Origin of the sequence: Enterobacter ludwigii (assembly GCA_023023105.1) — a bacterium.
GTDB classification, from domain to species: Bacteria; Pseudomonadota; Gammaproteobacteria; order Enterobacterales; family Enterobacteriaceae; genus Enterobacter; species Enterobacter adelaidei.
The window spans coordinates 3,313,609-3,333,870 of record CP083824.1; the positions used below are offsets into that span (position 1 = coordinate 3,313,609).

At 54.4% G+C, this 20,262-nt stretch carries 22 protein-coding genes; 7 read left to right on the forward strand and 15 right to left on the reverse strand.

The features are described 5' to 3' along the window. Positions 1-32 precede the first annotated feature (32 nt). Complete coding sequence (gene xapA, locus LCD46_16090; protein UOY69579.1) at positions 33-857, reverse strand: xanthosine phosphorylase; 825 nt, start codon at positions 855-857, stop codon at positions 33-35. A 207-nt stretch (positions 858-1,064) separates the two neighbouring features. Between xapA and LCD46_16095 the strand changes: the two genes are divergently transcribed. Next, positions 1,065-1,406, forward strand: a complete 342-nt coding sequence (locus tag LCD46_16095) for a FlxA-like family protein (protein ID UOY69580.1) — start codon at positions 1,065-1,067, stop codon at positions 1,404-1,406. On the opposite strand, the gene LCD46_16100 is transcribed toward LCD46_16095, so the two are convergent. Then, positions 1,403-2,338 carry a LysR family transcriptional regulator gene (locus LCD46_16100; GenBank protein UOY69581.1) on the reverse strand — a complete coding sequence of 312 codons (936 nt, stop codon included), beginning with the start codon at positions 2,336-2,338 and terminating at the stop codon, positions 1,403-1,405. The two genes, LCD46_16095 and LCD46_16100, sit on opposite strands and share 4 nt — an antisense overlap. A gap of 89 nt (positions 2,339-2,427) precedes the next feature. On the opposite strand from LCD46_16100, the gene LCD46_16105 reads away from it, so the two are divergent. After that, on the forward strand, positions 2,428-3,423 hold the full coding sequence (locus LCD46_16105; protein UOY69582.1) for a bile acid:sodium symporter: 996 nt from the start codon (positions 2,428-2,430) through the stop codon (positions 3,421-3,423). On the opposite strand, the gene LCD46_16110 is transcribed toward LCD46_16105, so the two are convergent. The 3 genes from LCD46_16110 to zipA all read right to left on the reverse strand — a co-directional run bounded on the left by LCD46_16110 (position 3,420) and on the right by zipA (position 6,690). Next, positions 3,420-3,635 (reverse strand): DUF3820 family protein, encoded by a 216-nt coding sequence (locus tag LCD46_16110; GenBank protein ID UOY69583.1) that lies wholly within the window; start codon positions 3,633-3,635, stop codon positions 3,420-3,422. The two genes, LCD46_16105 and LCD46_16110, sit on opposite strands and share 4 nt — an antisense overlap. A 1-nt stretch (position 3,636) precedes the next feature. Continuing rightward, positions 3,637-5,652, reverse strand: coding sequence for an NAD-dependent DNA ligase LigA (ligA, locus tag LCD46_16115; protein UOY69584.1), 2,016 nt, complete (start codon positions 5,650-5,652; stop codon positions 3,637-3,639). 69 nt (positions 5,653-5,721) lie between these two features. Then, positions 5,722-6,690 (reverse strand): cell division protein ZipA, encoded by a 969-nt coding sequence (zipA, locus tag LCD46_16120; GenBank protein UOY69585.1) that lies wholly within the window; start codon positions 6,688-6,690, stop codon positions 5,722-5,724. A gap of 230 nt (positions 6,691-6,920) precedes the next feature. On the opposite strand from zipA, the gene cysZ reads away from it, so the two are divergent. The 5 genes from cysZ to crr all read left to right on the forward strand — a co-directional run bounded on the left by cysZ (position 6,921) and on the right by crr (position 11,714). Continuing rightward, positions 6,921-7,682 (forward strand): sulfate transporter CysZ, encoded by a 762-nt coding sequence (cysZ, locus tag LCD46_16125; protein ID UOY69586.1) that lies wholly within the window; start codon positions 6,921-6,923, stop codon positions 7,680-7,682. A gap of 163 nt (positions 7,683-7,845) precedes the next feature. Further along, on the forward strand, positions 7,846-8,817 hold the full coding sequence (cysK, locus tag LCD46_16130; GenBank protein UOY69587.1) for a cysteine synthase A: 972 nt from the start codon (positions 7,846-7,848) through the stop codon (positions 8,815-8,817). 317 nt (positions 8,818-9,134) lie between these two features. Continuing rightward, complete coding sequence (gene ptsH / locus LCD46_16135) at positions 9,135-9,392, forward strand: phosphocarrier protein Hpr (protein ID UOY69588.1); 258 nt, start codon at positions 9,135-9,137, stop codon at positions 9,390-9,392. 44 nt (positions 9,393-9,436) lie between these two features. Continuing rightward, positions 9,437-11,164 (forward strand): phosphoenolpyruvate-protein phosphotransferase PtsI, encoded by a 1,728-nt coding sequence (ptsI, locus tag LCD46_16140; protein UOY69589.1) that lies wholly within the window; start codon positions 9,437-9,439, stop codon positions 11,162-11,164. A 40-nt stretch (positions 11,165-11,204) separates the two neighbouring features. Then, positions 11,205-11,714 (forward strand): PTS glucose transporter subunit IIA, encoded by a 510-nt coding sequence (gene crr / locus LCD46_16145; GenBank protein ID UOY69590.1) that lies wholly within the window; start codon positions 11,205-11,207, stop codon positions 11,712-11,714. A gap of 44 nt (positions 11,715-11,758) precedes the next feature. On the opposite strand, the gene pdxK is transcribed toward crr, so the two are convergent. The 10 genes from pdxK to LCD46_16195 form a co-directional block, all read right to left on the reverse strand. After that, positions 11,759-12,595: a pyridoxine/pyridoxal/pyridoxamine kinase gene (gene pdxK / locus LCD46_16150; protein UOY69591.1), complete on the reverse strand. Its 837-nt coding sequence runs from the start codon at positions 12,593-12,595 to the stop codon at positions 11,759-11,761. A gap of 5 nt (positions 12,596-12,600) precedes the next feature. Continuing rightward, entirely contained in the window at positions 12,601-13,512 is a 912-nt protein-coding gene (gene cysM, locus LCD46_16155; protein UOY69592.1) for a cysteine synthase CysM, read from the reverse strand. A gap of 117 nt (positions 13,513-13,629) precedes the next feature. After that, positions 13,630-14,724 carry a sulfate/thiosulfate ABC transporter ATP-binding protein CysA gene (cysA, locus tag LCD46_16160; GenBank protein UOY69593.1) on the reverse strand — a complete coding sequence of 365 codons (1,095 nt, stop codon included), beginning with the start codon at positions 14,722-14,724 and terminating at the stop codon, positions 13,630-13,632. Continuing rightward, the gene (cysW, locus tag LCD46_16165; protein UOY69594.1) at positions 14,714-15,589 is read right to left on the reverse strand and encodes a sulfate/thiosulfate ABC transporter permease CysW; all 876 of its coding nucleotides are present in this window, start codon (positions 15,587-15,589) and stop codon (positions 14,714-14,716) included. The genes cysA and cysW overlap by 11 nt, the downstream gene beginning before the upstream one ends. Beyond that, positions 15,589-16,422, reverse strand: coding sequence for a sulfate/thiosulfate ABC transporter permease CysT (cysT, locus tag LCD46_16170; protein UOY69595.1), 834 nt, complete (start codon positions 16,420-16,422; stop codon positions 15,589-15,591). Before cysT ends, cysW begins: the two co-directional genes overlap by 1 nt. After that, positions 16,422-17,435, reverse strand: coding sequence for a sulfate ABC transporter substrate-binding protein (locus LCD46_16175; GenBank protein UOY69596.1), 1,014 nt, complete (start codon positions 17,433-17,435; stop codon positions 16,422-16,424). The genes cysT and LCD46_16175 overlap by 1 nt, the downstream gene beginning before the upstream one ends. Before the next feature lie 176 nt (positions 17,436-17,611). Next, positions 17,612-18,511, reverse strand: a complete 900-nt coding sequence (locus LCD46_16180; protein UOY69597.1) for a Dyp-type peroxidase — start codon at positions 18,509-18,511, stop codon at positions 17,612-17,614. A 92-nt stretch (positions 18,512-18,603) separates the two neighbouring features. After that, the gene (locus LCD46_16185) at positions 18,604-19,179 is read right to left on the reverse strand and encodes an RpoE-regulated lipoprotein (GenBank protein UOY69598.1); all 576 of its coding nucleotides are present in this window, start codon (positions 19,177-19,179) and stop codon (positions 18,604-18,606) included. 63 nt (positions 19,180-19,242) lie between these two features. Then, positions 19,243-19,692, reverse strand: coding sequence for a DUF2919 domain-containing protein (locus LCD46_16190; GenBank protein ID UOY69599.1), 450 nt, complete (start codon positions 19,690-19,692; stop codon positions 19,243-19,245). Continuing rightward, positions 19,679-20,104, reverse strand: a complete 426-nt coding sequence (locus LCD46_16195; GenBank protein UOY69600.1) for a GNAT family acetyltransferase — start codon at positions 20,102-20,104, stop codon at positions 19,679-19,681. Before LCD46_16195 ends, LCD46_16190 begins: the two co-directional genes overlap by 14 nt. Between the last annotated feature and the right edge of the window lie 158 nt (positions 20,105-20,262).

Consider the following 20,262-nt stretch of genomic DNA (forward strand, 5'->3'; position numbering starts at 1 on the left):
TGTGGCCCTCACGGGCCACTTTATTGTTTTAATCAGGCAATATGGCGAAGAAAACCGCAGATAAGGTTGATGAAATTCTGGCGGGAAAGCTCAGCAGCAGCCAGTGTTTGTTCGTGTGAGAGTTTTACCTCGCCCAGACCTTCAGCAAGATTCGTAATTGCAGAAACGGCCACTACTTTCAGGTTGCAGTGACGCGCTGAGATCACTTCCGGCACTACAGACATGCCCACCACGTCGCCACCGATAATTTGCATCATGCGGATCTCCGCCGCAGTCTCGAAGTTGGGGCCAGGATAAGAGACAAACACGCCTTCATGCAGAGGGAAGCCCTCTTTCGCGGCCACGGTTTGCAAAACGGCACGGTAGTCTGCGTCGTAAGCATTAGCCAGCGAGAAGAAACGATCACCAAAACGTTCATCGTTTAGTCCCACCATCGGCGTTCCCGGCATGGTGTTGATATGGTCACTCAACGCAACCAGGCTTCCTGGCTCAACGTCTTTACGCAATGAACCCGCAGCATTTGTGCTAAACAGCAGCTCACACCCCAGCAGTTTGAACGTGCGGATCGCATCAGTCATGACGGTCATCCCGCGGCCTTCATAGAAGTGACCCCGCCCTTTCATACAGGCAACAGGTACACCGGCAAGATGTCCCAGGACCAGCTCACCAGCATGACCGTGAACCGTACTCACAGGGAAACCCGGCAGCTTTTCGTAGCTCAGAGAAACGGCGTCTTCAATCTGGTCGGCTAGTGCGCCAAGGCCAGAACCGAGAATGAACGCAACGCGCGGCGTGAAATTTGGTTTAGCGGTGCGGATGATGTCAGCACAGTACCATGGGTTATTTGAGAGGGTCATAGAGGCTCCTTGAGAATTAAGATCGCGATATCACGGATCGCATGACCTTAGTCTTATATCTGGAGCCTGCGGCTTACCTCCAATACACTTTTTCAGCACCATCAATACTGATTGTGTATCAATGCAACTCCCTGCCAGATATGGCAGTTTTGCTCAAGCTAATCCCGTCGGTGCCGATACCTCTGTTTTATAACGCGAGGAAATACGATGACGACCATTCAGGCTTCAACCCAAATGATTCAAACCAGCAGCGGTGGGAAAGGTGCTTCTGGCGGTAGCGACATCTCTTCCCAGATCAGCAGTATTATTGACAAGATCAAAAAGCTGACTCAGCAGTTAAAAGAGCTGGCGAACAGCACTGGCAGCGCAGATGAGAAGAAGAAGCAGCAGGAACTAATTCAGACCCAGATCAAAGTGCTGCAGGCCCAGCTTGCCGCGCTGCAGCGCCAGCAGGCCGAAGAGGCTCAGAAGAAACAGGATCAAAAGCTGGGCAAAGTGGAAGGTGTGAATAGCCCGTCAGATAATCATCAGATTGATATCTACATCTAATCTTCTGATGCGTTAAACAGTGGGTCGCGTATGCGGGCCTCGGTTAATCGTTGCGCCTGGATACGCACCACTTCCCAGATGGCCTGTGCCGCCCCCGAAAGTGAACGATTTTTTCGCCGCACCAGCATCAGCTTTCGCTCGACAACAGGCACCAATCGCTTCACGGACAGCAGACTTCCCTGTGGCAGGGGAAGCGCCAGGGCGGGCAACACGCTGATACCAATGCCAGCTTCCACCATAGGAAAAAGCGTCGCCGGGTGACCAATCTCCTGCACGATCGTTGCCTTTACTCCCTGAGTCGCCAGCGCAGAATCAATCAGCGGACGGCTACCCGAGGCATAATCCTGCAATACCAGGTTCGCCCCCTGAAGGGACTGCCAGCTGACTACCGGTAATGTTGCCAACGGATCGTCGTCCCGGCAGAGCAGCAAAAAGGGTTCTGAAAGTACGCTTTCACACGCCAGATCGCTCACCTGACCGGGATCGATTACAATCCCAAAATCCACATCCCCCTGTCGGATGCTTTCCAGCACCCACTGTTGCGGCCTGTCATGTAAAACAAAATCAATATCCGGGTAGCGGTGGCTCCCCTCGGCAATACACTGCGGAATAAGGTGGGCAGAGATCGTCTGGCTGGCAGCGACCCGCACCGTACCCGAAAGTTGCTGTCCCAACCGCCCTACATCCCTGAGCGTACTGTTCAATTCATCAAGTAACCGCTCGAGGCGTAAGGCCAGTTGCTGCCCGGCTTCAGTCAGTACAACTTCGCGCGTGGTGCGGTCAAGTAACCGCACGCCCGTTTGACTCTCCAGCTCTTTCACACTGTGACTCACCGCCGACTGGCTCAGGCCAATCATCTCCCCTGCCCGGCTGAAGCTGCGGGCGTTTGCCACGGTGACGAAAATACGAAGCTGACGTAAGGAATAATTCATCTGTTTAATTCATAAATGGATGCAATAAATCAATTTTATTTCTCAAATGGAAAAAAGCACAATAGCGACATCTGTTTTCAGGAGTCATTATGAAACTATTTCGTATTGTTGATCCGTTTACGCTTACCCTGGTTGCTACCGTTTTACTGGCCTCTTTCTTCCCCGCTCGCGGGGGATTTGTTCCGTTTTTTGAGGGGCTAACGACGGCCGCCATCGCACTGCTGTTCTTTATGCACGGCGCAAAACTCTCCCGCGAGGCCATTATCGCTGGTGGTAGCCACTGGCGACTACACCTCTGGGTGATGTGCAGCACGTTCATTCTGTTCCCAATACTCGGCGTGCTGTTTGCGTGGTGGGCTCCGGTTAACGTCGACCCGGCGCTTTACACCGGTTTCCTGTATCTGTGCATTCTGCCAGCCACCGTGCAGTCCGCCATTGCCTTCACCTCGCTGGCAGGCGGTAACGTCGCGGCCGCAGTCTGTTCGGCGTCGGCATCCAGCCTGTTAGGGATTTTCGTCTCCCCATTGCTGGTGGGTTTGCTGATGAACATGCACGGCGCGGAAGGTAACCTTGAGCAGGTGGGTAAAATCTGTCTGCAGCTGCTGCTGCCGTTTGTCCTGGGGCATCTCTCGCGTCCGTGGACGGGCGCGTTTGTGGCAAAGCACAAAAAATGGATCTCAAAAACCGATCAGTCGTCAATTCTGCTGGTGGTCTATTCCGCTTTCAGTGAAGCGGTGGTAAATGGGATCTGGCATAAAGTGGGCGCAGGCTCGCTGCTGTTTATCGTGGTGGTCAGCCTCGTCCTGCTGGCGATTGTAATTGCGGTTAACGTCTTTGTGGCACGCAAGTGCGGCTTCAATAAAGCGGATGAAATTACGATTGTGTTCTGCGGTTCGAAAAAGAGCCTGGCGAACGGTATCCCGATGGCCAACATTCTGTTCCCGACCTCGGTGATTGGGATGATGGTGCTGCCGCTGATGATTTTCCATCAGATCCAGCTTATGGTCTGCGCGGTGCTGGCGCGTCGTTACAAGCGCCAGACTGAAAAACTGGCGCAGGAAGAGACCCGCGCCGCAAAAGCTTAAGGGCGTTTCAGGGGCTGAACCAGCTGGGTCAGCCCCTCAGTTTTGATCAGTAACGTGATAGCCATCAACTCACCCAGCCGCCCTGCCGGGAATTCATCCTTACGGGCAAACCACAGCAGATACTCTTCCGGCAAATCGATCAGCCTGCGGCCTTTATATTTACCGAACGGCATCTCGGTGTTGGCGATCTCAACGAGTTGCTCTTTCTCCACGTTATTCTCCTAACAGACGCATCATTTCCGCTTCGTCGATCACCGCAATGCCGAGCTCCTGAGCTTTCGCCAGCTTCGAACCCGCCGCCTCTCCGGCAATCACCAAATCGGTTTTCTTCGACACGCTGCCCGCCACTTTGGCCCCCAGCGCCACCAGACGCGCTTTCGCATCGTCACGTGAAAGCTGGCTCAGGCTGCCGGTCAGCACCACCGTTTTACCGGCGAACGGACTGTCGATCTCTTCGGCATTAACCACCACCGGTGCGGGCCATTTGATACCCTCTTCCAGCAGCTTGCCGATAACTTCACGGTTGCTCTCTTCAGCAAAGAAGTTAAAGACGTGAGTGGCGACAACAATCCCGACATCCGGGACTTTTTGCAACTCGTCGATGCTCGCTTTTTCCAGCGCATCCAGCGTACCAAAGTACGCCGCTAGCCCCGCTGCAGTCGCTTCGCCGACTTCACGAATACCCAGCGCGTAAAGGAAGCGTGCGAAGGTCGTCTCTTTAGCGGCTTCCAGAGCATTGACAACATTCTGAGCTGACTTAGGCCCCATGCGATCAAGCCCCGTCAGTTTACCCGCAGTCAGTTTGAAAAGATCTGCTGGCGTATGGACGTACTCTTTCTCAACCAGCTGATCGATAATCTTGTCGCCCATGCCGTCAACGTCCATCGCCCTACGGGACACAAAGTGTTTCAGAGATTCTTTACGCTGCGCACCACAGATTAAACCACCCGTACAGCGCGCCACCGCTTCACCTTCAACACGTTCAACGTCCGAGCCGCATACCGGGCAATGGGTCGGGAAAATAATCTCGCGCGTATCATCAGGACGTTCTGACTCAACAACGTTAACCACCTGTGGAATAACATCGCCCGCGCGGCGAATGACCACTTTGTCGCCAATACGCAGACCCAGACGCTCAATTTCATCGGCGTTATGCAGCGTGGCGTTACTCACCAGCACGCCCGCCACCTGCACCGGCTCCAGACGGGCGACCGGGGTAATGGCACCGGTGCGACCAACCTGGAACTCCACGTCGCGGACAAAGGTCATCTGCTCCTGAGCAGGAAACTTAAACGCCACCGCCCAGCGTGGTGCGCGCGCGACAAAGCCCAACTGCTCCTGAAGCGCTAATGAGTTAACCTTAATAACGACGCCATCAATATCAAAGCCGAGCGTTGGACGGTCCTCTTCCACCTTGTGGTAGAAGGCCAGTACTGCTTCCGGGGAGTCGCAAAGCTGAACACGGTTGCTCACCGGCAGGCCCCACGCTTTAAACTGCAGCAGACGTCCGAGGTGCGTATCCGGCAGTTCGCCCCCCTCCAGAATCCCTACGCCGTAGCAGAAGAAAGTAAGCGGTCGCTTCGCGGTGATGCGTGGATCAAGCTGGCGCAGAGAGCCTGCCGCCGCATTACGCGGGTTAGCAAACACTTTCCCACCAGTGCGGCGCGCTTCGTCGTTGATTTTCTCGAAGCCCGCCTGGGGCAGGAACACTTCACCGCGCACTTCCAGTCGCGCAGGAATGTTCTCACCCTGCAGTTTCAGCGGGATCGCGCGGATAGTGCGCACGTTGGTGGTGATGTCTTCCCCGGTGGTACCATCACCACGAGTTGCCGCACGCACCAGCACGCCGTTTTCGTAGAGAAGACTTACCGCAAGGCCGTCCAGCTTCAGCTCACAGCACCAGGTAAGGTTATCGCTACTTTTAAGGCGATCCTGCACACGCTTATTAAACGCGAGAAAACTCTCTTCATCGAAGACGTTGTCCAGCGACAGCATCGGCACTTCATGACGCACCTGGCTGAAAGCCCCCAGCGGCTCAGCGCCGACGCGTTGGGTGGGTGAATCGGGTGTGATGAGTTCCGGATGCTGCGCCTCTAATTCGCGGAGCTCGCGCATCAGACGGTCATACTCCGCATCCGGTAATTCCGGCGCGTCCATAACATGATAGAGATATTCATGATGGCGAAGCGTGGTTCGCAGTTCAGTGAGTTGTTGTTCGATTGAGTCCATATCGCACCATCAATGAGAAAAAACCCCCGACATGCGGGGGTTGAGGAGGAGTCGAAGTAAACGCGACGATTACGCGTTGGCTTCCTTAACTTCGCGGATGCGGTCCTGATACTCGCGCAGCTTCTGCGGGGTCATCATTCGACGCTGATCGTCGAGCACCACACCACCCACTTCATCAGCGATGTGCTGAGCGGATTGCAGCATCAGCTTAAAGTTCTGCAGTTCGTCACCATAGGACGGCACCTGCATAAAGATTGTGACACCCGGCGTCACGAAATCACCGGTCATTTCCGGGTCAAAGGTGCCAGGATTGACCATATTGGCCAGGCTGAACAGCGCCGGGCCGCTACCGTCTGGGCTCAGGTGGCGATGGAAAATATTCATGTCGCCAAACTTGAAGCCTGCCTGCTGAATACTGTTAAGCAGCACGTCACCGTTGAGATGGCTGCCGTGATGTGCGGCAACGTTCATGATGATCACCGCTTCTTTGCGCTGCGGTTTTTCAACAACCGGTTCTGGCTCGACGACGGGCTCTGGCTCAACATGCGGGGCCGGAGCGGGCTGCGGCGCAGGCTGCACATGCACAGGCTGCTGCGGTTGTTGTACCGGTTGCACTGGCTGTTGCACAGGTTGCTGTTGAACCGGCTGAGGTGCAGCAGGCTGCTGATGGACAGGCTGTTGCGGCGGCTGGCGCACCGGCTCTTCCACAGGCTGCGGCGCTGGCTGGCGCGGCTGTGCGGAAGCATACGGCGGTTGATACTGGTGCTGCGCAGTACGGGTCGCTTCATGCTCCCCATGAGCCGCGCCGGGGGCAGTATTGACCCGATGAACACGAACTTCACCCACGCCGTCGTCGTCGCTTCCATCGATGTCATCTTCACTGTCATCGTCGTCACGACTGGACTTCATGCGCTTCAGTGGGCGATCGCGAAACATCGAGGAACGCTCTTTACGGCTGGTCCAGAAACCATGTACCAGTAAAGCGATTATGGCGATCGCGCCAACAATGATTAATATCAGACGCAAATCCTGCATCATTATATTCTCTGTTGTTCTAACACCTTGCCACCACGGCAAACATTTACTCACTAAGAGTATTTGCCGTTTACGTCAAGTGCAAGTGTGTGCAGAGCATTCACAGCATAAAGATGAAGGAAATCGTGCTTTTTGCTGGTTTTTCGAACATTTCCTAACTGGTCATTGGTCCGTAAGTGGATAATATAGGCGGGCAATTCCACTGGTTGTGAAAAAAGGAGTACAGCCTGGTTATGGTTTCAACATCTTCTTCCCCCCCTCGCAGCGGCGTCTGGTATTTTTCTCAGGGCTGGAAACTGGTCTCATTGCCGGGTATTCGACGCTTCGTCATCCTGCCTCTGTTGATCAACATTATTCTGATGGGCGGTGCGTTCTGGTGGCTGTTCACAAAGCTGGAAAGCTGGATCCCCTCGCTGATGAGCCATGTTCCTGAGTGGCTGCAGTGGCTGAACTACCTGCTCTGGCCGGTTGTGGTCATCTCGGTACTGCTGGTATTCGGTTACTTCTTTTCAACGATCGCGAACTGGATAGCCGCGCCCTTTAACGGCCTGCTGGCGGAACAGCTGGAGGCACGGCTTACCGGCGCAACGCCACCGGACACAGGCGTGCTGGGGATCATGAAAGACATTCCACGCATCATGAAGCGCGAGTGGCAGAAATTTGCCTGGTACCTGCCCCGTGCGGTTGTACTGCTTATCCTCTATTTCGTGCCCGGTATCGGTCAAACGGTGGCTCCGGTGCTGTGGTTCCTGTTTAGCGCATGGATGCTGGCGATCCAGTACTGCGACTATCCGTTCGATAACCACAAAGTACCGTTTAAAGCGATGCGCACGGCCCTGCGCACCCAGAAGGTTGCCAATATGCAATTTGGCGCACTGACCAGCCTGTTCACGATGATTCCGTTCCTCAATCTTTTCATCATGCCCGTTGCGGTGTGTGGCGCGACGGCAATGTGGGTTGACTGCTACCGTGCTAAGCACGCGTTATGGAAGTAATGCAAAAATGTGTAAACAAGGGGTGGCTTATGCCGCCCCTTATTCCATACTGATCCCCATTATTTCCTTGCAGTATATAGATATGCGAATTCCTTACTTCCCCCTACCTGCTCAACAGGTATGCTGGGACGGTATCCCAATTTCATACAGTTAAGGACAGGCCATGAGTAAGATTTATGAAGACAACTCGCTGACTATCGGTCATACGCCCCTGGTTCGACTGAACCGTATCGGTAATGGACGCATTCTGGCGAAGGTCGAATCACGTAACCCGAGCTTCAGCGTAAAATGCCGTATTGGTGCAAACATGATTTGGGATGCTGAAAAACGTGGCGTACTGAAACCAGGCGTTGAGCTGGTGGAACCAACCAGCGGCAACACCGGTATTGCCCTGGCCTATGTTGCTGCAGCGCGTGGCTACAAACTGACGCTGACCATGCCAGAAACCATGAGTATCGAACGTCGCAAGCTGCTCAAAGCGCTGGGGGCAAACCTGGTACTGACCGAAGGCGCGAAAGGCATGAAAGGTGCCATTCAGAAAGCCGAAGAGATTGTTGCCAGCGATCCGGCGAAATATCTGCTGCTGCAGCAGTTCAGCAACCCGGCAAACCCGGAAATTCATGAAAAAACCACCGGCCCGGAAATCTGGGAAGATACCGACGGTCAGGTTGACGTGTTTATCTCCGGCGTGGGTACCGGCGGTACGCTGACTGGTGTGTCACGCTATATTAAAGGCACGAAAGGTAAAAAAGATCTGATTACTGTTGCCGTTGAACCGACCGACTCACCGGTTATCACTCAGGCACTGGCAGGTGAAGAGCTCAAGCCAGGCCCACATAAAATTCAGGGCATTGGTGCCGGCTTCATTCCAGGTAACCTGGACCTGAAGCTGATCGATAAAGTGGTCACCATCACTAACGAAGAAGCCATCTCTACCGCGCGTCGTTTGATGGATGAAGAAGGCATTCTGGCGGGTATCTCTTCCGGTGCGGCTGTTGCGGCAGCGCTCAAACTTCAGGAAGACGAAGCCTTTACCAATAAGAATATTGTGGTTATCCTTCCATCCTCGGGTGAGCGTTACTTAAGCACTGCACTGTTTGCCGATCTCTTCACTGAGAAAGAACTGCAACAGTGATGCCAGCATGTTAAAAACGCGTAAAAAAGCACCTTTTCGGGTGCTTTTTTGTGGCCTGCTTCAAAGTTTTACCCCTCCTGGCATTGATTCACCCCGTTGGGTCTGGTATTTAAACCAGCAATTATTTTGATGCGTGAAATTAATCAGTGAATGAAATAGCCTTGCTGAATCGATTTTATGATTTGGTTCAAGTCTTGCTTTCGCTGCATAATGTTTAATGACGATCGAAACGTCAGCGCTAACAATACAGGCTAAAGTTCAGTCGCCAGGCTAGACTTTAGTTCCACAACACTAAACCTATAAGTTGGGGAAATACAATGTTCCAGCAAGAAGTTACCATTACCGCTCCGAACGGTCTGCACACCCGCCCTGCTGCTCAGTTTGTTAAAGAAGCGAAAGGCTTCACTTCTGAAATCACTGTGACTTCCAACGGCAAAAGCGCTAGCGCAAAAAGCCTGTTCAAACTGCAGACTCTGGGCCTGACTCAGGGCACTGTTGTCACCATCTCTGCAGAAGGTGAAGACGAGCAGAAAGCAGTTGAGCATCTGGTAAAACTGATGGCTGAGCTCGAGTAAGTTTCCGGGTTCTTTTAAATATCAGTCACAAGTAAGGTAGGGTTATGATTTCAGGCATTTTAGCATCCCCGGGTATCGCTTTCGGCAAAGCACTGCTGCTGAAAGAAGACGAGATCGTCATTGACCGGAAAAAAATTTCTGCCGACAAGGTTGATCAGGAAGTTGAACGTTTTCTGAGCGGTCGTGCCAAGGCATCTGCGCAACTGGAAGCAATCAAAACTAAAGCTGGCGAAACTTTCGGTGAAGAAAAAGAAGCCATCTTCGAAGGGCACATCATGCTGCTCGAAGATGAGGAGCTGGAGCAGGAAATCATAGCCCTGATTAAAGATAAAGGCATGACAGCCGATGCGGCTGCACATGAAGTTATCGAAGGTCAGGCGACTGCCCTGGAAGAACTGGATGACGAATACCTGAAAGAGCGTGCGGCTGACGTACGTGACATCGGTAAGCGCCTGCTGCGCAACATCCTGGGTCTGGCCATCATCGATCTGAGCGCAATTCAGGATGAAGTTATTCTGGTTGCTGCCGACCTGACCCCGTCAGAAACCGCTCAGTTGAACCTGAAAAAGGTTCTCGGTTTCATCACCGACGCAGGCGGCCGTACTTCCCACACCTCAATCATGGCGCGTTCTCTGGAACTGCCAGCCATCGTGGGCACCGGTAGCGTCACCTCTCAGGTGAATAACGGCGACTATCTGATTCTGGATGCCGTAAACAATCTGGTTTACGTCAACCCAACGAATGAAGAGATCGAAAAACTGCGCGCGGTTCAGGAGCAAGTTGCGACTGAAAAAGCGGAACTCGCTAAGCTGAAAGACCTGCCAGCAATCACCCTGGACGGTCATCAGGTAGAAGTGTGCGCAAACATCGGTACCGTACGTGACGTGGATGGCGCTGAGCGCAACGGTGCGGAAGGTGTCGGTCTCTATCGTACAGAATTCCTGTTCATGGACCGTGACGCGCTGCCTACTGAAGAAGAGCAGTTTGCTGCATACAAAGCCGTGGCTGAAGCCTGTGGCTCTCAGGCGGTTATCGTCCGTACCATGGACATCGGTGGCGACAAAGAGCTGCCGTACATGAACTTCCCGAAAGAAGAGAACCCGTTCCTGGGCTGGCGTGCAGTACGTATCGCGATGGATCGTAAAGAGATCCTGCGCGATCAGGTACGTGCTATCCTGCGTGCGTCTGCTTTCGGTAAACTGCGCATCATGTTCCCGATGATCATCTCTGTTGAAGAAGTGCGTGCACTGAAGAAAGAGATCGAAATCTACAAACAGGAATTGCGTGACGAAGGTAAAGCATTTGACGAGTCAATCGAGATCGGCGTGATGGTGGAAACACCGGCTGCGGCGACAATTGCGCGTCATTTAGCCAAAGAAGTTGATTTCTTTAGTATCGGTACCAATGATTTAACGCAGTACACCCTGGCAGTTGACCGTGGTAATGATATGATTTCACATCTCTACCAGCCAATGTCACCGTCCGTACTGACGCTTATTAAGCAAGTTATTGATGCTTCTCATGCAGAAGGTAAATGGACTGGCATGTGTGGTGAGCTTGCAGGCGACGAACGTGCTACACTTCTGTTGCTGGGTATGGGTCTGGACGAATTCTCTATGAGCGCCATTTCCATCCCGCGCATTAAGAAGATTATCCGTAACACGAACTTCGAAGATGCGAAGGTGTTAGCAGAGCAGGCTCTTGCTCAACCGACAACGGACGAGTTAATGACGCTGGTTAACAAGTTCATTGAAGAAAAAACAATCTGCTAATCCACGAGATGCGGCCCAATTTACTGCTTAGGAGAAGATCATGGGTTTGTTCGATAAACTGAAATCTCTGGTTTCTGATGATAAGAAAGACTCCGGAACTATTGAGATTGTTGCTCCGCTCTCCGGCGAGATCGTCAACATCGAAGACGTGCCGGATGTAGTGTTTGCTGAGAAAATCGTTGGTGATGGCATTGCTATCAAACCAACTGGCAACAAAATGGTTGCTCCAGTTGACGGCACCATCGGTAAAATTTTTGAAACCAACCATGCGTTCTCTATCGAATCTGATAGCGGTATCGAACTGTTCGTTCACTTCGGTATCGACACCGTTGAACTGAAAGGCGAAGGCTTCAAACGTATCGCGGAAGAAGGCCAGCGTGTTAAAGTTGGCGACCCAGTGATTGAATTCGATCTGCCACTGCTGGAAGAAAAAGCCAAGTCTACCCTGACTCCGGTTGTTATCTCCAACATGGACGAAATCAAAGAACTGATCAAACTGTCTGGCAGCGTCACCGTGGGTGAAACCCCGGTTATCCGCATCAAGAAGTAATTCTTGCCGCACAGAAAAATGGCGCCTTCGGGCGCCATTTTTGTTTATGCGGGCAGGATAAGCTCGTCGTAACCTTTCGACTGCGTGTAAATCATCACATCCGTCACCCGATCGCCGGCCATGCGAATGGCATCGGCAACGGTTTTGCCCTCAACAATTCCGCTTACCAGCTCTGAACAAAACAGATCGCCCGTCCCTTTCAGGTCCGTTTCAACACGCGGGTGTGCGCTGACGGTCACGCCTTCCTTCGTCACCAGCACCACGTGAATGTTTTGCGGGTCGTCAGCGACCGGCGCACTGGTAATCGCCACCCATTTCAGGCTGTCGGAGAGCAACCCCTGTGCCGCCGCGATGGCGCTTTCTGGCGTACGGCACGGCTTGCCGCTTAACACTTCCAGCTCATAGACGTTTGGTGTAATCCCCTGCGCCAGCGGCAGCAGGTGTTCCCGATACGCTTGCGGGATCTCGGGCTTCACGTACATCCCGCTGTCGATATCGCCGATGACCGGGTCGACCAGCACCAGCAGGTCCGGGTGCCGTACTTTGATGACCCTGAGCCATTGTCCGAGCAATTTAATCTGGCTGGCGCTACCCATATAGCCGGTAGTCACCGCCTTCAGCTCACGCAGGATCTCACGCTCTTCCAGCGCTTTCAGATAACCGCTGAACCACTCATCCGGGATCACGCCGCCGTAGAAGGTGTCATAGTGTGGCGTGTTGCTAAACAGCACCGTCGGTACGGCGGTGACGTTCAGCCTGTGGGTACGAATATTTGGCACCGCAATACTGTTCCCCACGCTGCCGTACACCACCTGCGACTGCACCGCGACAATATCGGTTTGTTGCGCCCGGGTGTTATCCCGGAAAAGAATCATCTCCATGATGCTTAAATCCCTGCCCCCTGCGAATAACTCTCTTCACCAAAGACGCCGGTAGACAGATAACGATCGCCGCGATCGCAGATTATTGCCACGACCACTGCACCCGGGTTTGCCTTTGCAACCCGAATCGCACCCGCTACCGCGCCGCCCGAACTGACGCCACAGAAGATACCTTCACGGACGGCCAGCTCGCGCATGGTATTTTCCGCCTCGCGCTGATGAATATCCAGCACCTGGTCCACAAGCTGCGCATTAAAGATCCCGGGCATGTATTCCGCAGGCCAGCGGCGAATGCCCGGAATGCTGCTCCCCTCTTCCGGCTGCAGACCAACGATAGTGACGGCTTTTTCCTGCTCGCGCAGAAAACGCGATACGCCGGTAATGGTGCCCGTGGTGCCCATGCTGGAGACAAAATGGGTGATCCGTCCTTCAGTTTGCTGCCAGATTTCCGGGCCGGTGGTGGTGTAGTGCGCGTACGGGTTATCCGGGTTGTTGAACTGATCGAGCAACTTGCCTTCACCGCGTTCAGCCATCTCCAGCGCTAAGTCACGCGCCCCTTCCATCCCCTGCTCTTTGGTCACCAGAATCAGTTCCGCACCGTAAGCTCGCATGGCGGCGCGGCGCTCCTGACTCATATTGTCCGGCATCAGCAGCTTCATGCGGTAGCCTTTCAGCGCCGCAATCATTGCCAGCGCGATACCGGTGTTGCCGCTGGTTGCCTCAATCAGCACGTCACCGGGCTTAATTTCTCCGCGTTTTTCGGCCTGGACAATCATCGACAGCGCCGCGCGGTCTTTCACCGATCCCGCCGGGTTATTGCCTTCGAGTTTGACCCAGATTTCGCTGCCGTTGGCACACCCCATACGCTGAAGCTTGACCAGAGGGGTGTTGCCGATGGTGTGTTCGAGTGTATTCACGATTTTTACTCAATAAAAAAGCCGGGGGCGCGCAGCGATCCCGGCCTACAAGACACAGTGATAACTGTAGGCCCGGTCAGCACAGCGCCACCGGGCGATAAACATCCTACTAACCTATCAGGCTGACTCCGCCAGAGCAATATCCTCGCGCGTCTCAATACGTTCCTTCCCGTGATAAATACGCGCATGCTGCAGACCGACAAACAGGCGTTCTCCCCGGTGCGGTGGCTCCTCATCGCGCATGACCACGGTCAGCGGCTCGGTATACCAGCCCAGCGGTTGTACCACCAGTTGGGTGTAGTGCCCTTTAGGGCTCGCTTCCAGCACCTGCACCGGCAGCGGTGAGTCAAGGCTGGTGCGACGGCTCACATCCACTTCCCACGGACGCAGGAACAGGTCGACCGGCCCCTGATGCGCAGAGGTATATCCCAGCGGCCAGCGGTGCGCGCCCACGTGGAACTGACCGCCGCGAATGGTACCCTGAAGACGGTTTACCTCGCCCATAAACTCCAGCACGAAGCGGGTCGCCGGTTCACGCCAGAGCTGCTCCGGCTCGTCAACCTGCTCAATATTACCCTGGCTCATGACCACCACACGGTCCGCGACTTCCATCGCCTCTTCCTGATCGTGGGTCACGAAGACGCTGGTAAATTTAAGCTCTTCATGAAGCTGACGCAGCCAGCGACGCAGCTCTTTTCGCACCTGCGCATCCAGCGCACCGAACGGCTCATCCAACAGAAGAATTTGCGGCTCAACGGCCAGCGCACGTGCCAGTGCAACGCGCTGCTTCTGACCACCGGACAGCTGGGCCGGGAAACGGTCCGCAAGATGGGCCAACTGCACCATCTCCAGCAGTTTGGTCACTTTCGCTTTAATGGTTGCCGCATCCGGGCGCTCGCGACGCGGCAGCACGGTCAGGCCAAATGCGATGTTATCGAATACGGTCATGTGGCGGAACAACGCGTAGTGCTGGAATACAAACCCCACCTTACGGTCGCGGGCGTGCAGGCGGCTCACGTCGGTACCGTGGAAGCGGATATGCCCGCTGGTCTGATGCTCAAGCCCGGCGATAATACGCAGCAGTGTCGTTTTACCTGAGCCAGACGGCCCCAGCAGCGCCACCATTTGTCCGGAAGGGATATCCAGCGAGATATCATTCAGCACCTGGGTGCGACCAAAAGACTTCTTAATATTGGCAATCTCAATGCTCATGATTTCCCTCCTGATGCTGACGTTTTTCCTGATTTTCTAAACGCCACTGCACCACACTCTTCAAAAACAGGGTCAAAATAGCCATCAGCGTCAGCAACGCTGCGGCAGTAAACGAACCGATGGTGTTGTAATCCTGCTGCAGCAGCTCAATCTGTAGCGGCAGCGACAGCGTTTCACCGCGAATAGAACCGGAGACGACGGAAACGGCGCCGAACTCACCAATCGCACGGGCGTTGGTCAGCACCACGCCGTAAAGCAGCGCCCAGCGGATATTCGGTAGCGTCACGCGACGGAACATCTGCCAGCCTGACGCGCCCAGCAGCACCGCCGCTTCGTCTTCGTTACTCCCCTGACTCAACATCACCGGCACCAGTTCACGCACCACAAACGGACAGGTCACGAAGATGGTGACCAGCACCATGCCCGGCCAGGCGAACATGATCTGCAGGTTATGCTCATCCAGCCAGCCGCCCAGCGGGCCGTTGGAGCCGTAAAAGAGCAGGTACACCAGACCCGCCACCACCGGCGACACAGCGAAAGGAATATCCAGCAGGGTCAGCAGCAGCTGACGTCCCGGGAAGTTAAAGCGCGTCACCAGCCACGCCAGCAGGGTACCGAACACGAGGTTCACCGGCACGGTGATCAGGGCAATCAGCACGGTCAGCCAGATGGCGTGCAGCATATCCGGGTTCGCCAGGTTTTCCAGTGCGGGCATCAGGCCCTTACTGAACGCCTGAACGAAAATATAAATCGTCGGCACGACGAGAATGAGGGCGGAAACCAGCACCCCCGCCCCAATCAGAAACCATTTACCCCAGTTGATGCGGGGTGCATCGTATCGCTTCAATTGCGTAACTTCCGCCATCAGTGACCTACCACACGTCGACCAAAGCGACTTTGCAGAGTGTTAATCGAGTACAGCAGCAGCAGCGAGGCCGCCAGGATCACCGAGGCAATAGCGCTCGCCGCCGGATAATCAAACTCCTGCAAACGGATGAAAATCATCAGCGAGGTGACTTCTGTTTTCCAGGCAATGTTCCCGGCGATAAAAATCACCGCGCCGAACTCACCGAGGCTGCGGGTAAACGACAGCGCGACACCCGCCATCAGCGCCGGAGACAGCTCCGGCAGAACCACCTTGCGGAAGCTCTGCCAGCGCGTGGCGCCCAGCGTTTCCGCCGCTTCTTCGTATTCCGGACCTAACTCTTCCAGCACCGGCTGCACGGTACGCACCACAAACGGGATGCTGGTAAAGGCCATCGCCACTGCGATACCGAGCCAGGTGTAGGTCACTTTGATGTCAAATTTCGCCAGCCACTCGCCGTACAGCCCGTTCACGGAGAAGAGCGACGCGAGGGTTAAGCCCGCCACCGCCGTCGGCAGCGCAAACGGTAAATCCATTAACGCGTCGAGCAACGTACGGCCCGGAAAACGGTAGCGGGTTAAGATCCACGCCATCAGCAGGCCAAACACGCCGTTAAAAATGGAGGCGACAAATGCCGACAGCAACGTCACTTTATAGGCCGCTACCACTTGCGGGTTGGTGACCACGTCCCAGTACTGCGCCCAGCTCATCTGAGCAAGCTGCATTACCAGCGCGCTGAGCGGTAACAGCAAAATCAGACAGACGAACAGCAGGCTGGTCCCGAGGCTTAAGGTAAAGCCAGGCAGCACACGTCTGGAGGAAACTGCAAACATTACTTACGCCCCGCCGCCAGCAATTTATCTAACTCACCGCCGCTGGCAAAATGCGTTTTCATCACATCAGGCCAGGAGCCGAAATGGTCTTCCACGCGGAACAGTTCGGTCTGCGGGAATTTATCTTTCAGTTTGTTCATCACATCCGGGTTATTCACGCGGTAGTAATAATCGGTAATGACGGTCTGCGCCTGAGGGCTGTACAGATAGTTGAGATAGGCTTTTGCCGCTTTCTCGGTACCGTTCGCCTGCACGTTTTTATCCACCCATGCGACCGGGAACTCGGCCAGGATGTTGGTTTTCGGGATAACGACCTCGAAGCCCTGCGCTTCATACTGTTTACGGATGTTATTCACTTCCGATTCAAAGCTGATCAGCACATCGCCGAGACCACGTTCTGCGAAGGTCGTGGTCGCTCCGCGACCGCCGGTATCAAACACTTCGACGTTTTTCAGGAACTGGGTCATGAACTGCTCGGTTTTCGCTTTATCGTTACCGTCAGCCTTGTCCGCTGCACCCCACGCCGCCAGATAGGTGTAACGCGCATTGCCGGAGGTTTTCGGGTTTGGGAAAATCAGCTTCACGTCAGAACGCACCAGGTCGCTCCAGTCGTGAATATTTTTCGGGTTGCCCTTGCGCACCAGGAAGCCCATGGTGGAGTAGAACGGCGAGCTGTTGTTCGGCAAACGGCTCTGCCAGTCCGCCGGGATCAGCTTGCCCTTGTCGTGCAGGATCTGCACGTCAGTCACCTGGTTGTAGGTCACCACATCCGCTTTCAGCCCCTGGAGGATCGCCAGCGCCTGCTTGGACGAACCGGCGTGAGACTGCTTGATGGTCAGCTTATCGCCATTGTTTTCTTTCGCCCACTGCTGTTCAAACGGTGGATTAAGGGCGGCAAACAGCTCGCGTGAGACGTCATACGAACTGTTTAACAGTTCAGTCGCCTGCGCCTGTGCCACCAGCAGTAAACCTGCCAGCGCCAGAGTTCCTTTTTTCAGTACAGTAACGGCCATTGCGCACCCTTATAAATGTGATGACTATCTTATAGTCATAATATTTATAACGAGGACGAAAGGAGTAACGGTTTTATATACCGTTTGGTGATTTAGAAGCAGAAAAGGGAATAAGGGTGCGGGAGAAATTGCCGGGTGGCGCTAACGCTTACCCGGCCTACGCGTGGAGAGCGGTTTTACAGCGCCAGCAGACGCTCAACGGACGGCGCGAAGTAGTAGCCGCCGGTCACCGGTTTGGTGAAACGCAGCATGGCGTCACGCTTGCCGTCGGTATCACCAAACATGCTCAGCAGCTGCTGCTCAATATTATGCAGGCGCGCGCAGTACGCGCAGAAATAAAGGCCGTGTGTGCCGCTTGCCGTGCCATACGGCAGGCTCTGGCGAACAATCTTCAGGCCTTTGCCATCTTCTTTGAGGTCAACGCGGGTCAGATGAGAGGTAGCAGGACGCTCGTCGCCGTCAATCTCTTCGTTGGCTTCTTTGGTACGGCCGATCATCATCTCCTGGTCGTGCACGCTCATGCGGTTAAGCTGCTTGAGGTTGTGCTCCCAGCGCTGGACGAACACATAGCTGCCGCCCGCGTCCACACCGTCTTTGATCACCGCGACGTCACGACGCGTCTCTTCACCTGCCGGGTTTTCAGTACCGTCGACAAAACCGCTCAGATCGCGCTCTTCCACCCAACGGAAGCCATGAACTTCTTCCTGTACCTCAATGCTGTCGCCAAACGCCGCGACCGCCGCCTGGGCAACCGAGAAATTCACATCATGACGTAAAGAGAGAATGTGGATCAGCACGTCGTATTGTGTCGCTGGCGCAAGACCTTTGCCGTAAGGGATAAAGTCCTTCAGCTCCTCAGCCCCTTCGCCACCGCTCAACTGACGCCAGACGTTGTTGCCAAAGGCGACAACGGCACCGAGGTGAGCATCCGGGAATTTGGCCTGGAAGGTAGTCAGTTTATCGACGAATACTTTACTGGCCGCACGCAGGGCATCCACGTCCCCTTTAACATTGGCTTCAATCCAAATCGCCGCGCGGCAGTGTTCTGGCAAAATGCCACTCTGAACCTGAGACATCGCTCCTCCTGAAATAAAGATGCCACGTCAGCGTGGCATTGATGGCGGCTATTATACCCTGAATTCAGCGAGGCGGTTTGTTCCGGCGCAAATTACTGCTTCCAGATAATTTTGCTCACTTTCCAGTTCTTCAGCGTGTCGTCAGACGGCATCAATCCTTCCGGACCGCTCCAGGTTCCAGTGAAGACGTAACTGATGTGCTGGCTACCCTCAGCTTTACATTCCACAGCCACGCCATCGTCAGAAGAGGCGTTTGCACAGTTGCCGAAGGCCTGTTTATAGAGATCGCTAAACGGTGTACCGACCTTCACCCCACTTGCCGTGGGAATCGCGTCATCCAGCACCGCAATGCGGTTCACCGTGCCTTTATCACCGTTAATCACCAGCGCCAGCTTGTCGCCCTTCAGCGCTTCGTAATAGCGAACAATATTGCCATTCTCCGTTTTCATGCCGCTGCGCAGGCGGTAATCGCTGCTGAGCGCATCCTGAATAGCATTTTGGTCCAGCGCCGTTGCGGCGGTAATTTTTCCTACGCCCTGCTCGGTCACTTCCGTTGATGAGCCAAACCAGTTCCACGGATACGCAGCGGACCAGTTAATGGATGAGAGCGTTGAACACCCGGTTAACGCCAGCGGGAGAGCGCATAAAAGTAAACGCAGCGATTTCATTGAAACGTCCTTACTTGTTAAATCAACGCTTGTTGGAGTGCGACATCGGCAAAAAGTGCCGTATTAATCATCCTGATGCGTAAAACAGGCGCGAAGACGCGGGTTGGTCAGCAGCCACAGCAGCGCCACAATATCGGCAACCACCAGCGCAACGCCGATACCCGTAAGCGGTTCACCGTACCACCAGAGTACCGGTTGCCAGCAGAGCAGCACGATCTGGGCAAAGATCAATAGCCAGCGAAGCGCGCGCCACAAACGAGGGAGCGTATGCCGTCGTCCGCTGCACAAAAAAGCCACTACCGCTGGTACGCCCGGCAATAAGCCAAGCCAGAACGCATCGTGATCGGGGTAAAAAAGGTTTAGCAGCGTGTCGCCCTGCCCGCGCGACGCGCCGGCCATCACAAACAGCACCCAGGTGCGGGCCTGGAGCAGCAGAACGCACCAGAATAAAAAGGGCAGCCTGACGCGGCCCTGCGCGTCATAATCTGCCGGATGGATCTCAGTACTCTTCATCTTCGATCAGACGTTTTCCTAAACTCAAGACGTCAGAATGCTCATAGCCCAGACGCTCATACATGCCCAGTACGACGTCGTTATCTTCCCGCACCATGATCTGAATTTTCGGGCAACCGCGGGCAATGAGCTTTTTCTCAAGACGATTAAGCAATGCATTGGCGATGCCACGACCACGGTACTCAGGGTGCACGCCCAGATAATAGGCCGACCCGCGATGACCGTCGTAACCGCCCATTACCGTCCCCACCACCTCGCCGTTCACTTCCGCGACCAGAAACAGACTGACATCGTGATTCACCTTCCGCTCGATATCCATTTCCGGATCGTTCCACGGACGCAGCAGATCGCAGCGTTCCCAAAGGGTGATCACCTCTTCGAAATCTTCCTGGCGAAAAACGCGTATCTCCATGGTATTAACCGCCTTTTCGGGTTTAAAAACAGTGATTATGGCGTGAACCTCTCGTTTAGCCAATAACCGGGGAAAATCTCACCAAAATTTGGCATAATGTCACTTTGTCACGTATTGAAATGAAAAGTAAAACAATTGCCAATAAGGACTGTCGTAAC